We start from the raw sequence: 12,564 nt of genomic DNA on the forward strand, positions 1-12,564 counted from the left end.
TGCATGCGGTTCTCGGGTCAGCACGAGAGCATGATCGCCAGGGCACCACGCCCGTGACCACGCCACCACGGCTCAGGAGGACACCGATGGCCGAAATCATCCGCGCCCACGACGAGGACTGGTCGCTCGTGCGGGAGATCCGACTCCGTTCGCTCAGCACGGACCCCAGCGCCTTCGGGCAGAGCTGGGAGAAGGAGTCCACCTACGAGGACTCCGTCTGGGAGCAGCGCGTCTCGGACGCCGCCTGGTTCCTCGCGGTCGAAGGTGATCAGCCCGTCGCGGTCGTCGCCGTCCGCCAGGAGGACGACTCCCCCGCCAACGAGCGGGAGCTGCAGGCCATGTGGGTCACCCCGGGATCGCGCCACTCCGGCATCGCCGGCCGCCTCGCGGAGGCCGTGTTCGAGTGGGCCCGCGAGGACGGCGCCGACACTGTCACCCTCTACGTCGGCCCCGAGAACACCGGCGCCCGGGCCCTCTACGAGAGCCTCGGCTTCTCCGACAGCGGCGAGCGCTGGCAGATCGTCGAGGACGATCCCGATGGCGCCTGGCTGAAGATGACCCGCGGCCTCTGAGGCCCGTGCGCATCCCCGCGCCCCTCTCCTTCGCCCGCTCCGCGCTGCGTCACGACGCCGCCGGGGCGGGCTCCGACCGTCCCCACTGGGCGGCGCGCGCAGAGGACGTGAAGAACCGCCTCGTCGGCAGCACCCTGCGCCGTCTGCACTGGGACCTGCGCCTGCAGCCCTTCCACGGATACGGCTCGGCGACGCAGGCACGGGTCCTGGCGAAGGTGCTGTACGCCTCCCCCCGCACCTCCGCGGACTTCCACGACCAGCCCGTCCACGACATGCGGACCGTCGCGGTGCGCGGCTGGCGGAACTTCACCAGCCAGGTCGCGCCGCACCGCACCGTCCACATCCGCCTCGGCGGCGAGGAGTTCACGGTGCGGGCGGACCGCTCCGGCATCGTCGATGCGACCCTCGAGGTGTCCCTGAGCCCCGGCAAACACCAGGCGGTGCTGTGGACGGTCCCCGGCAACGAGGTCACGGCCGACGTCACGATCGTCCCGCCCGAGGCGCGCGTGGGCATGGTCAGCGACATCGACGACACCGTGATGGTCACGTGGCTGCCCCGTCCCCTGCTGGCCTTCTGGAACGCCTTCGTGGTCCACCAGTCCTCCCGCCAGGTCGTCCCCGGGATGCCGATGCTGTACCAGCGCCTGGCGCGGGAGCACCCGCACATGCCGGTGTTCTACCTGTCCACGGGCGCGTGGAACGTGTTCCCCGTGCTCAAGCGCTTCCTCTACCGCAACGGCTATCCGGACGGGCCGCTGCTGCTGACGGACTGGGGCCCCACCCACACCGGCTTCTTCCGCTCCGGCCCCGAGCACAAGACACGCTCGCTCGAGCGCCTCGCCGCCGCGTACCCGGACGTCCGCTGGATCCTCGTCGGCGACGACGGTCAGCACGACCCCTCGCTCTACGCCGCCTTCGCCGAGCGGCACCCGGAGCTCGTCGAGTCGATCCTGATCCGCCAGCTCACCGAGCCCGAGCAGCTCCTCGCCCACGGCACCCTGCGCCCGCTGGTCGGCTCCAGCCCCGGCGGCCGGGGACCGCTCGCCCTCGCCGCCCCGAACGGCCACGGTCTGCTCGCCGCCCTGCAGCGACACGGGAGGATGTCCCGGTGATCTCCCTGCGACCCGCCGCCGAGCCGGACGTCCCCCGGATCGTGGAGCTGGTCCAGGCCGCGTACCGCGGCCAGGGCGGCTGGACCACCGAGGCGCACCTCGTTGACGGCCACCGCACCGACGCCGCGGAGGTCCGCGCGATGCTCGCCGACCCCGCGGTGACGCTGCTGGTCGCGACCGGGGACGGGAACGGCGCGGACGACGGAGGAACGGGCCTCGAGCGCGGGAGCTCCGCCGAGCGCGTGCTCGGATGCTGCTACACCCGCCGCGAGGCGCCCGACGAGCACGGAGCGGTCCGGGCCGAGCTCGGGCTGTTCGCGGTCGACCCCGCCGCGCAGGGCGCGGGGCTCGGCGGGCGTCTGCTCGAGGCGCAGGCGGCCTCCCTCGCGGCCGACGGGGTGGACGTGCTGATGATCCAGGTGCTCCAGTCGCGTCCCGAGCTGCACCGCTGGTACGAGCGCCACGGCTTCACCCGCACCGGGCAGGCCGTGCCCTTCGCGGGCGATGCGGCGCTGTTGAAGGTCGAGGGCCTCGCGATGGACATCATGGAGCGCCCGCTGCCCGTCGAGGACCGGATCGCCCGCCCCTCCGCGTGAGCCCGGCGCCCGGCCCCCGGAGCACGAAGCCCGATCGCGAGCACCCGGCCGGTGCCGCGGCCTGCGCACCGCACACCGCAGACCGCACACCGCACACCGCACACCGCACACCGAAAGGCGTATTTCGACCGGTATGGCTCTCCCATAGCGGTCGAAATACGCCTCTCGGTGCGAGGCCACGACCGTCGGAAGCCAGACAGGCCCCGCCCCACCCGACCGACGCAGGGACCCGGCCGACATGACGACGGGGCCGGGCGGGGCGTCTGCCCTTCCCGGCCCCGTCGGCCGCCGCGAAGACGCGGCCCGGGGGTGACGTGCTTCCGGCTCAGCCGGTGTTCTTCAGCCCCGCGGCGACGCCGTTGATGGTGGTCAGCAGCGCGCGCTGCAGCTCGGGCGAGAGCTCCTCGCCCCGCTCCTTCGCCGCCCGGACCCGCTGCAGCATCGCGACCTGCATGTAGGAGATCGGATCCAGGTAGCGGTCGCGCACGGCGAGGGTCCGCTTGAGGATCGGCTGGTTGTCCAGCAGGTTCAGCACGCCGGTGAGGCGCTCGATCTCGGAGACCGCGAGCTCGTACTCCTCGCGGATGCGGTCGAAGAGGTACCAGAGGTTCTCCGGCACCAGCGAGTGCACGTAGTGCGCCGCGATCTGCATGTCCGTCTTCGCCAGCGTCATCTCGACGTTGCTGATGACGGTGCGGAAGAAGTGCCAGGAACGGTACATCTCGTGCAGGTCGGGCTCGAGGCCGGCCTCGCGGGCGGCCTTCAGGCCGGAGCCGGCGCCGAACCAGCCGGGCACGATCTGGCGCGACTGGGTCCAGCCGAACACCCACGGGATCGCCCGCAGGCCGTCCAGGCCCTTGTCGGAGGTGGTGCGCTTGGAGGGGCGTGAGCCGATGTTCAGGTCGCCGAGCTGCTCCACGGGGGTGGAGGAGACGAAGTACTCGGGCAGGTTCTCGTCGTCGACCAGGGTGCGGTAGCGGGTGAAGGCGGCGTCGGAGACGTGCTGCATCACCTCGCCGAAGCGCTCGAGGGTCTTCTCCGGGGTGCGCGGGGCGGTGTGCAGGGCCGAGCCCTCGAGCACCGCGGCGAGCGACAGGTCCAGGTTCTCCCGGGCGAGGGAGGGGAGCATGTACTTGTCGGAGATGACCTCGCCCTGCTCGGTGAACTTGATCTCGCCCTCGAGCACCCCGTAGGGCTGGGCGAGGATCGCGTCGTAGGTCGGGCCGCCGCCGCGGCCGACGGAGCCGCCGCGGCCGTGGAAGAGGCGCAGGGTGACGCCGTGCCGGGCTGCGGTGTCGCGCAGGGCGCGCTGGGCCTGGTGGATCTCCCACTGGCTGGTGATGACTCCGGCGTCCTTGTTGCCGTCGGAATAGCCGAGCATGACCTCCTGGCGGTCGCCGCGCAGGCGCACGATCTCCCGGTAGGAGGGATCCGAGAGCAGCTGGTCGAGGATCTCGCCGGCGTGGCGCAGCTCGGAGACCTCCTCCAGCAGCGGCACGAATCCCAGGTCGGCGCGCTTCTCCTCGCGACCGGTGAGGTCGAGCAGACCGGCCTCGCGGGCGAGCAGCGCGGCGGCGAGCACGTCGTCGGCGCCGTGGGTCATCGAGATGATGTAGGTCTCGATGACGGAGGTGCCGTACAGGCGGTGCGCATCGCGGATCTCGCGGAACACCCCGTAGGTGGTGCGCGTCGCGTCGTCGAGGATCGACTCGTCCTCGGTGATCGCGGAGCCGACCAGCGGGCGGCGGCTGCCGAGCTCGCGGGAGAGCACGGTGGTGCGCTCGGCGCGGCCGAGCTCGGTGTAGGGGCGGTCCAGCTCGCCGACGCGGTCGAAGAGCCGCGCGACGACCTCGTGGTGCTTCTCGGAGTGCTCGCGCACGTCGAGGGCGGCGAGGTTCAGGCCGGAGGCGGCCAGCACCTGCTGGGCGATGGCGAGCGCCCCGTCAGCGGCGCGGCGGCCGCCGTGGCGGCGCAGCGCCGCGCGCAGGACCTGGAAGTCGTCCTGCAGCTCCTGGGTGTCGCCGTAGTCGGCGCCGTGGACGTGCGCCTCGCCGGAGCGGATCCGCTCGCGGGTGGCGCTGAGCTTGGAGCGCATCGCGCCGAGCTTGAGCCGGTAGGGCTCCTGGTCGTAGAGCGACTGCTGGGTGCTGTCGACCTCGGAGTCGTGGGAGAGGTCCTCGGCGAGGCTGGCGCGCAGCTCCTCGTCGTCCCCGGTCAGCTCGGAGGAGACCGAGAGCTCGAGGATCAGGTCCGAGATGATCTCCAGGGACACGTCGATCGCGGCCTCGGCCTGGAGCTTCAGCACGTCGCGGGTGACCTCGGCGGTCACGAAGGGGTTGCCGTCGCGGTCGCCGCCGATCCAGGAGCCGAAGTGCAGCGGCACCTGGCCGTCGTGCAGGTCGGCGCCGTGGGCGCGCAGCTCCTCGCGCAGGTCGTCGAGCATCTCCGGCATGGTCTGGCGGAAGATCTGGCGCAGGTAGTAGAGGGCGTTGCGGGCCTCGTCCTGCGGGGTGGGACGGGAGCGGCGCAGCTCGTCGGTCTGCCAGAGCGTCTCGATCAGCTCGGCGAGGTCGCGGTCCTGGCGGCGGCGCTCGGGGGTGTCCTCCTCGGTCTCCTCGGCGAGGAGGTCGGAGATGCGGCGCAGCTTGGTCAGCACGGCGCGGCGCGAGGCCTCGGTGGGGTGCGCGGTGAACACCAGGCGCACGTCGAGGGAGTCGACGGCCTTCTGCAGGCCCTCGGCGCCGAGCTCCTCGTGGACGGCGCGCACGGTGCGCGGCACCCACGACTCGCTCGAGGGCCGCTCGTCGAGGGCGCGGACGCGGTAGACCTGCTCGGCGGCGTTCGCCAGCAGGAAGTACTGGGTGAAGGCGCGGGTCAGCGCGGTCGCCTGCTCGATGGGCAGGGAGGCGAGGCGGGCCTGGACGTCCTGGGCGCTGGCCTCGGAGTCGGCGGACTTCGCCTCCTTCGTCAGCTTGCGGACCTGCTCGACGAGGTCGAGCATCTCCTGACCGTGCTGGTCGGCCAGGGTGCGGCCGAGCAGTGTCGAGAGGCGGCGGACCGTCGCCCGCAGCGGGGCGTCGATATGGGGGTCGTCGCCGACGACGGGGAACTCGCTCGTCAGGGTCGGGACGGCGATGGCGTCGGAATGTGGCACAGGGCCTCCTGGGGTCGGCACGCCGACGGACGGCCGCCTGCCGACGCGCCGAAGGCGCGCTCAGGGCGACCGCGTCGGCGCGGAACGAACGGGCACAGACTACAGGCGCTCGCAGCGGAGCCGTCCCGGTCCTCACTGGGCGGACAGCACGCGGGCGGGCGCGTCGGTCGCAGAGGGGGCGGCCGACGGACGCTGGATCCCGTCGGCCGCACCCGCTCAGAGCACCGCGCGGAGGAAGTCGCGGGTGCGCTGGTGCGCGGGCTCGGAGAAGATCTGCGCGGGAGGGCCCTCCTCCACGATCGAGCCCTGGTCGAACATCATCACGCGGTCGGAGACGTCGCGGGCGAACTGCATCTCGTGGGTGACGATGAGCATCGAGATGTCGGTCTCCGCGGCGATGTCCTTCAGCACTGCGAGCACCTCACCCACCAGCTCGGGATCCAGCGCCGAGGTCACCTCGTCCAGCAGCAGGATCTCGGGGTCCATCGCGAGCGCGCGGGCGATCGCGACGCGCTGCTGCTGGCCGCCGGAGAGCTGCGAGGGCTTCATGTCCCGCTTCTCACCCATCCCCACCTTCGCCAGCAGCCCCTCGGCCTTCGAGACCGCGTCGGCCCGGGAGAGGCCCTTCACGTGGATCGGCGCCTCGACGATGTTCTCCAGCACCGTCATGTTCGGGAAGAGGTTGAAGTGCTGGAACACCATCCCGATGTCCGTGGTGGTGCGGCGCCGGCGCTTGTCCGGGATGCGCACCCGCTTCCCTCCCTTCTCCTCGTACTGCAGCGGCACGCCGCCGACGTGGATGTAGCCGCCGGTGAGCTCCTCGAGGGTCATCACCAGGCGAAGGATCGTGGTCTTGCCCGAGCCCGAGGGGCCGATGAGGGTGACCCGCTCCCCGCGGGAGACGGTGAAGTCCAGGCCCTGCAGGACGGTGTTGTCGCCGAACCGCTTCAGGACGTCGCGGAACTCGATGTGGGGCGCGCTCCCGGCGGCGGGCGCGGCGGTGTTCTCAGGCAAGCTTCTTCTCCAGTTTCCGGATCAGGAGGGAGGTGGGATAGCTGGCGGCCAGGAAGATCAGGCCCGCGAGCGTGATCGCCTCGGTGTAGCGGAAGTAGGTCGAGCCGTAGTTCTGCGCGACCCGCACCAGCTCGGGGATGTAGATGACCACGAAGAACGGGGTCTCCTTGAACATCGAGATCGCATAGTTGCCGAGCGCCGGCAGGGTGTTGCGGATCGCCTGCGGCACCACGACCGCCCGCCACGTGCGCAGTCGCGGCAGGGACAGCGCGGTGGCCGCCTCCCACTGGCCCGTCGGCACCGAGTCGATCCCGGCGCGGTACACCTCGGCCATGTAGGTCGTGTAGTGGATGCCGAGCACCCAGATGCCGATGGCGAGGGTCGAGTCGATGTACGGGGAGAGCACGAGGTTCGCGAACACGAGCTGGACCACCAGCGGCGTCATCCGGATGAACTCCACCACCCAGGTGAAGGGCGTGGCGATCGCGGTGGGGGCGGTGCGGCGGATGATCGCGACGGCCAGGCCGAGCACGAGCGCGATGAGGGTGCCGAGCACCGTCGCGATCAGCGTGATCTTCAGGCCCTCGAGCAGGAGCGAGGGCAGGACGGCGGCGGCGTGGCTCCAGTCCCACCAGGACGTGGACGGGTTCATGCCACGGCTCCTTCCTTGGTGTTCGCTCCGGGCGCCTGGAAGAGCGCGCGCCAGGAGGAGCTGAGGGCGGGGCCGCGTCCGATCTTGTGCTTCGCTCGGATCTCCAGGCCGTTCATGATGATCACGATGACCCAGGCGATCAGGTAGTAGGCCAGCAGCGCGAAGAGATAGGCGAACCAGGTGCCCGTCCGGTCACGGACCTGCTCGACCTGGAAGAAGAGGTCGTACAGCGAGACGGTGCCGACGATCGCGCTGCCCTTGAGCAGCTGGATCCAGAGGTTGGACAGGGAGGGCAGCATGAGCGCCCACGCCTGCGGGATCACGATCCGGAACATGCCACGGGCGGGGCTGAGGCTCAGCGCGCTGATCGCCTCGTACTGCCCCTTGGGCACCGAGCCGATCGATCCGCGCACCACCTCGGCGCCGTAGGCCCCGTAGTTCAGCCCCAGCGCGAGCACGCCGATGAGCAGCGGCTCGAGCTGGAAGCCGAAGGGATAGGGCAGCGCCGGCAGCACGAACGCCAGCCAGAACAGCTGGACCACGAGCGAGGTGCCGCGGAAGAACTCCACGAAGATGCGCGCGACCACGCGCACCGCGGAGAACTTCACGACCTGCGCGATGCCGAACACGAACGAGATCAGCAGCGCGAGCAGGCCGCCGAGGATCGTCGCGAGCACCGTGATCTGCAGGCCCTGCAGGATCTGCGGCGAGCGGTCGAACAGGATCTGCAGGTTCGGCCCGAGGTCCTGGAAGAAGCCGATCACGCCGTCCATCGGCACCTCGCCTCACGGGCCGGGGCGTCCTGGAAGGGTGCGAGGCTCACTGCAGGGAGGAGAGATCGCCCGAGCAGAGGATCTCGGCGGTCATCTCCTCCGGCGGCAGCTCCTGCTCGCCGAAGCCGAACTCGCCGACGATGGAGAGGTACCGCTCGGGATCGGCGATGATCTCGGCGAGCTTCTCGTTGTAGGCGTCCAGCAGCGAGGTGTCCTCCTGACGGAACACGGTGCCGCCGGCGCCGACCTGCTTCACGCCGTCGATCTCCTGCACGAAGCTCTCGGTGACCTCGACGTCGTCGACGGTGTTGTCCGCGAGGTAGTTCAGGGAGATGGCGGTCAGGGCGAAGGCATCGGCGTTGCCGGACTTCAGCGCGTCCACGCCGTCCTGCGGGCCGCCCACCTCGATGCTGTCGAGCTCGAGGGCGGCGGCGTAGTCGGACTCGACCGCCCCGGCCATCGTCGCGACGGTCAGGCCCGAGTCCACGAAGGAGTCCATGGTCTCGAGACCCTCGGGGTTGCCCACGGGGACCATCAGCGCGGTCGTGTACTGGAACTCGGGCTCGCTGAAGGCGGCCTGCGCGCAGCGGTCGGGCAGGATCGACATCCCCGCGCTGACTGCATCGAACTGCATGCCATTCAGCCCCGGGATGAGCGAGCCCCAGTCGGTGAGCTTGCCCTCGACGGTGTCGATGCCGAGCTCGCCGAAGATCTCGCGGTGCAGGGCGACGGTCGCGCCGATGACCTCGCCGCCCTCCTCGAAGCTGTAGGGCGCCTCGCCGGCGAAGCCGACGGTGATGGTGCCGGCCTCCTGCAGACGGCTGAGCAGGTCCCCACCACCGCCGCCGTCGCTGCCGGACTCGCCGCCGCCGCCGGTGCTGGTGCGGCTGCAGGCGGCGAGCCCGCCGCCCAGGGCCGCGGCGGAGAGCACCAGGCCCGTGCCGCGGAAGAAGGTTCGTCGGTCGTGCGTGCTGCGGTGCGTCGTGCGGCCCATCTGCATGGTTTCCCTCTCGCCGGGAGATCCTTGCCGTGCCCGCTCGTCGTGTCGGACAATCGGATCTCTGGATATCGGATTCCTGGTCACCGTACCGGTGAGTCGACAGTCGTCCACGACCTGCGGCTCTTTTGTGATGGGGTCGTGATCCTTCCGCGACGCCCGTGACTGTGACAGCGATGACTCCCTCTGCGCGTGCGCCGGGGCGGGGAGGGAACGGATGATGGTGTCCTCGCACGCCCACCGGCGGCGCACCGTCACAGGAGGACCCATGCCCCCTCGTCAGGACTCCGTCCGGCTGCCGATGATGCAGCCGATCCGTCGTCCTTCGATCATCGACCAGGCCGAGCTCGAGCTGCGCAACGCCATCTTCGTCGGCGACCTCCGCCCCGGGGACACCATCCCCGAGGTCCAGGTCTCCAAGCAGATGGGCATCTCACGCTCCTCGCTGCGCGAGGCGTGCCAGCGCCTGGTGCGCGACGGGCTGCTCACGCAGATCCCGGGCCGCGGCCTGTTCGTGACGACGATGGACGCAGGCACCCTGTCGGACTTCATCGACTACCGCCTCGGCATCGAGATGCAGGCGGCGACCAACGTCGCCGAGCACGTGGCCGCGCTGCGCGCCGACGGCGACGAGGAGCAGATCCCGGCGCTGCTGTTCCCGCTGCGGGAGTGCGTGGAGCGGACCCGTCGCGCGCTCGCGGCGGGCGAGGTGATCGAGGCGGGCAACGCCGACCTCGACCTCCATCAGCGCCTCGCGGAGATCTCCCGCAACCGGTTCCTGGTCACGGCGATGAACACGATCGTGATCCTCACCCGCATGGGCACCTTCTCCGATCCGCGCGGCTACGGCGTGCGCGCGGACCTCACCGACACCCATGAGCAGCTCGTCGCCGCGCTCGAGGCGGGCGACGCCTCCACCGCGCGCAAGCTCCTGCGCGAGTCGCTGCGGGCGCTCGCGGCACGGCTGCGCGGGGACGTGGAGGAGCAGGACCTGGTGCGCGACCCGGACCTGCTGGAGTCCGACGGGCCGGAGTGGACCACCCTGGAGGGCGAATCGCCGGCCCTGTGAGGGACGGACACGAGAAGGGCCCCTCCCGGCGAGATCATCGCTGGTGAGGGGCCTTTTCGGCGGAGACGAGAGGATTTGAACCTCCGAGGCGATTGTAGTCGCCTACTCCCTTAGCAGGGGAGCGCATTCGGCCGCTCTGCCACGTCTCCTGGCGCCGCGGTGTCGCGGCACGCCGAGCCAGCATACGGGAGCGAGCGGGGTGCGCCAAAGCGAGGCGGAGCGGTTCGCGTCACACCTCTCCCCTGCCCGCCTGCGGCTCAGAGGCCGAGCTTCTCCTGCAGCAGCGCGATGTGCTTCGGGGTGCCCACGCGGTACTTCACGAAGGTGAGGACGCCCGCCTCGTCGATCGCGAAGGTCGAGCGGATCGTGCCCTGGACGATCTTCCCGTACATGTTCTTCTCGCCCCAGGCGCCGTAGGCGGTCATCACCTCATGGGACTCGTCGGAGGCGAGGGTGTAGGGCAGGTCCTGCTCGGCGGCGAAGCGGTCGAGCTCGGGGACCGGATCGGGCGAGATCCCGATGACGCGGTAGCCGGCGTCGAGGAACATCCGGTGGTTGTCGCGCAGGTCGCAGGCCTGCTTGGTGCACAGCGAGGTGTTCGCGGCGGGGTAGAACCACAGCAGCGCCGGCGCGCCGCGGAGGTTCTCGAGGGTGATCCTCCCGCCGCCTGCGGTGGGCAGGTCGAGGGCGGGGGCGGCATCGCCGACGGCGAGCTTCACGGGGGCGGGCGACATGATCCTCCGAAACGGGTCAGGGGCGGGGCAGGACGTCCAGCCTAGCGACGGCGCCGGCGGCGGCCGAGATAGGTCTCGCGGAAGCGCCGCTCGGCGTGGCGGTCCCCGAGCAGGAGCAGCTGCACCTCGGAGGAGGCGGGGATCGACTCGGTGTCGTAGCCGAGGGTGCCGTCCGCCTCGAGCACCGCGACGATGTCGCAGCCGGTGCGGCGGTGCACCTCGTCGTCCCGGAGGGGGCGGCGCATGAGGGAGGCCGGGCAGGGGGCGAGGAACAGCTCGTTGCCCTCGGCCAGCAGCACGCGGTGGCTGAAGCCGGCATGGTTCCACAGGTCGGTGGCGCCGATGGTGGCGTAGGAGAGCACCCCGTCGGCCCCGGCGCGGTAGAGGGTGGCAACGTTGCGCTCGTAGGTGGCGCGGGAGACGATCTGCAGCTCGGGGCGCAGTCGGCGGCAGAACAGGGTGAGGTAGACGTTCAGGTCGTCGTCGCGCGGGGTGACCAGCACGGCGGAGGCGTGCTCGAGGCCGGCGCGGCGCAGGATCCGCTGGTCGGCGGCGTCCCCGTGGACCACGGCGTAGCTCGCGGTCCCCTCGAGCACCGAGTAGGAGTTCTCGACCCGGCCCGGTGTGATCTCGACGATCGTGTTGGGGACGCCCTCGTCGCTGAGCGCCCGGGAGGCGGCGCGGCCCACGCGCCCGCCACCGAGGATCACGACCGGCTGTTCCTCGGAGACCTCGCCGCACTGGAACCGGCGGTCGTACTGGGCGAGGTCCTCGGCGGTGCCCGCCAGGACCAGCACGGTCCCGTCGGTGATCCGCAGGTCGGGGGTCATCGCGCGCAGCCGGCCCTTGCGCAGCACGGCGAGGATCCGCACCCGGGAGCGCTGCATCTCGACGGCCTCGCCGAGGAACTTCCCCACCAGCTCGGTGCCGCGCGCCGCGGCCTCGGCGATGATCGTGTCGCCGATGGTGCCGATCGCGTGGACGCGGCCGGTGGAGCCGAGCACGCGGGAGGCCATCTCGCGGCCGAGGACCTGCCCGAGCTCGAGCACGTGGTCGGCGCCGGCGAGGTTCAGCACGTCCACCGAGGCGGGCTTCGAGGCGGTCACGGCCACGGGCACGGCGGCGGCGGCCTGGCGCACCGTGAAGGCGACGTTGGTGTTGGCGTGGTCGGAGAGGGTGGAGATCACCAGCCGCGCCCGTGCCGCGCCCGCGTTGCGATAGGTGAACGCGGAGTCGAGAGGACCGACCACGACCTGCCGGCCCTGGTCGTGCAGCTCCCCCGCCTTCACGGCGTCCTCCAGCAGCATCACGGCGGGGATGCCGGAGCGCTCGGCGCGGGCGGCGAAGGCCTGGGTGACGGCGTCGGAGCCGACCAGCAGCACGTGGTCGCTGACCCCCGGGGCGACCTTGCGCGGGGTGCGGGTGGCGCGTCGATGGTCCAGCCACGGCGTGACCAGGTACTGGATGACGAAGAAGGGCAGCAGCACGAGCATGTAGACCACGCCGCTGAGCAGCACCCAGAGGGAGAACAGGCGCCCCGCGTCGTCGTCGAAGGTGATGTCGCCGTAGCCGAGCGTGGACATCGTGGTGATGGTCCAGTAGATCGCGCTCGGCCAGGAGTGCTCGTCGCCCTCGAGGTGCATGAGGAGCTTGAAGCCCGCGGCATGGGCGATGACCATCGCCGCCCCGACGCCGAGGATCACGAACCCCGCCTTGGAGCGTCGGCCGACGAGCGGATGCCGCTCCGCACGTCGGCGCTCGCGCGCCGTCTGGCCCATGGCTGCCCCCGCTCTCCGGTCGGTGTCCCGCGGCCGCGCGGTCGCGGCCGCTCGAATCGTAGGCCCACGGCGGGCTGAGGACGACCCCTCTCCCGATGCCTGAGCCGAGCCTC

The 12,564-nt window shown here is 71.2% G+C and carries 11 protein-coding genes and 1 tRNA gene; 4 read left to right on the top strand and 8 right to left on the bottom strand.

The genetic code is table 11. The annotated features are described in order from the left end of the window. Positions 1–86 precede the first annotated feature (86 nt). From DS079_RS03235 to DS079_RS03245, 3 genes are read left to right on the top strand one after another with little or no spacing between them, the layout of a single operon-like run. On the top strand, positions 87–572 hold the full coding sequence (locus DS079_RS03235) for a GNAT family N-acetyltransferase (protein WP_010550060.1): 486 nt from the start codon (positions 87–89) through the stop codon (positions 570–572). A 5-nt stretch (positions 573–577) separates the two neighbouring features. Continuing rightward, the gene (locus DS079_RS03240) at positions 578–1,684 is read left to right on the top strand and encodes an App1 family protein (RefSeq protein ID WP_126984791.1); all 1,107 of its coding nucleotides are present in this window, start codon (positions 578–580) and stop codon (positions 1,682–1,684) included. Next, positions 1,681–2,280, top strand: coding sequence for a GNAT family N-acetyltransferase (locus DS079_RS03245; RefSeq protein ID WP_126984792.1), 600 nt, complete (start codon positions 1,681–1,683; stop codon positions 2,278–2,280). Before DS079_RS03240 ends, DS079_RS03245 begins: the two co-directional genes overlap by 4 nt. Positions 2,281–2,605: 325 nt before the next feature. On the opposite strand, the gene ppc is transcribed toward DS079_RS03245, so the two are convergent. The 5 genes from ppc to DS079_RS03270 all read right to left on the bottom strand — a co-directional run bounded on the left by ppc (position 2,606) and on the right by DS079_RS03270 (position 8,873). Continuing rightward, positions 2,606–5,434 carry a phosphoenolpyruvate carboxylase gene (gene ppc / locus DS079_RS03250; protein WP_126984793.1) on the bottom strand — a complete coding sequence of 943 codons (2,829 nt, stop codon included), beginning with the start codon at positions 5,432–5,434 and terminating at the stop codon, positions 2,606–2,608. Between the two features lie 216 nt (positions 5,435–5,650). Continuing rightward, complete coding sequence (gene ehuA / locus DS079_RS03255) at positions 5,651–6,448, bottom strand: ectoine/hydroxyectoine ABC transporter ATP-binding protein EhuA (protein ID WP_241237522.1); 798 nt, start codon at positions 6,446–6,448, stop codon at positions 5,651–5,653. Continuing rightward, positions 6,441–7,100 carry an ectoine/hydroxyectoine ABC transporter permease subunit EhuD gene (ehuD, locus tag DS079_RS03260; RefSeq protein WP_126984794.1) on the bottom strand — a complete coding sequence of 220 codons (660 nt, stop codon included), beginning with the start codon at positions 7,098–7,100 and terminating at the stop codon, positions 6,441–6,443. Before ehuD ends, ehuA begins: the two co-directional genes overlap by 8 nt. Then, entirely contained in the window at positions 7,097–7,873 is a 777-nt protein-coding gene (gene ehuC, locus DS079_RS03265; protein ID WP_126984795.1) for an ectoine/hydroxyectoine ABC transporter permease subunit EhuC, read from the bottom strand. The genes ehuD and ehuC overlap by 4 nt, the downstream gene beginning before the upstream one ends. A gap of 46 nt (positions 7,874–7,919) precedes the next feature. After that, positions 7,920–8,873 carry a transporter substrate-binding domain-containing protein gene (locus DS079_RS03270; protein WP_206516125.1) on the bottom strand — a complete coding sequence of 318 codons (954 nt, stop codon included), beginning with the start codon at positions 8,871–8,873 and terminating at the stop codon, positions 7,920–7,922. A 265-nt stretch (positions 8,874–9,138) separates the two neighbouring features. On the opposite strand from DS079_RS03270, the gene DS079_RS03275 reads away from it, so the two are divergent. Beyond that, positions 9,139–9,939, top strand: coding sequence for a GntR family transcriptional regulator (locus DS079_RS03275; RefSeq protein ID WP_010550051.1), 801 nt, complete (start codon positions 9,139–9,141; stop codon positions 9,937–9,939). A gap of 60 nt (positions 9,940–9,999) precedes the next feature. Here the strand turns inward: DS079_RS03275 and DS079_RS03280 are convergent. The 3 genes from DS079_RS03280 to DS079_RS03290 all read right to left on the bottom strand — a co-directional run bounded on the left by DS079_RS03280 (position 10,000) and on the right by DS079_RS03290 (position 12,451). After that, positions 10,000–10,088, bottom strand: a tRNA-Ser gene (locus DS079_RS03280). Between the two features lie 108 nt (positions 10,089–10,196). Further along, a complete protein-coding gene (locus DS079_RS03285) occupies positions 10,197–10,673 on the bottom strand; it encodes a peroxiredoxin (RefSeq protein WP_126984797.1) in 477 nt (158 codons plus the stop codon). Positions 10,674–10,714: 41 nt separating this feature from the next. After that, positions 10,715–12,451 carry a potassium channel family protein gene (locus DS079_RS03290; RefSeq protein WP_126984798.1) on the bottom strand — a complete coding sequence of 579 codons (1,737 nt, stop codon included), beginning with the start codon at positions 12,449–12,451 and terminating at the stop codon, positions 10,715–10,717. Positions 12,452–12,564: the final 113 nt, after the last annotated feature.

The sequence above is a fragment of the Brachybacterium paraconglomeratum genome (genome assembly GCF_003994255.1).
GTDB lineage: Bacteria > Actinomycetota > Actinomycetes > Actinomycetales > Dermabacteraceae > Brachybacterium > Brachybacterium conglomeratum.

Bases quoted from the DNA above. Each gene is read 5' to 3' on its own strand.
- DS079_RS03235 (WP_010550060.1), top strand. From the start codon at position 87: ATGGCCGAAATCATCCGCGCCCACGACGAGGACTGGTCGCTCGTGCGG.
- ehuD (WP_126984794.1), bottom strand. From the start codon at position 7,100: ATGAACCCGTCCACGTCCTGGTGGGACTGGAGCCACGCCGCCGCCGTC.
- ehuC (WP_126984795.1), bottom strand. From the start codon at position 7,873: ATGGACGGCGTGATCGGCTTCTTCCAGGACCTCGGGCCGAACCTGCAG.
- DS079_RS03270 (WP_206516125.1), bottom strand. From the start codon at position 8,873: ATGCAGATGGGCCGCACGACGCACCGCAGCACGCACGACCGACGAACC.
- DS079_RS03275 (WP_010550051.1), top strand. From the start codon at position 9,139: ATGCCCCCTCGTCAGGACTCCGTCCGGCTGCCGATGATGCAGCCGATC.
- DS079_RS03285 (WP_126984797.1), bottom strand. From the start codon at position 10,673: ATGTCGCCCGCCCCCGTGAAGCTCGCCGTCGGCGATGCCGCCCCCGCC.
- DS079_RS03290 (WP_126984798.1), bottom strand. From the start codon at position 12,451: ATGGGCCAGACGGCGCGCGAGCGCCGACGTGCGGAGCGGCATCCGCTC.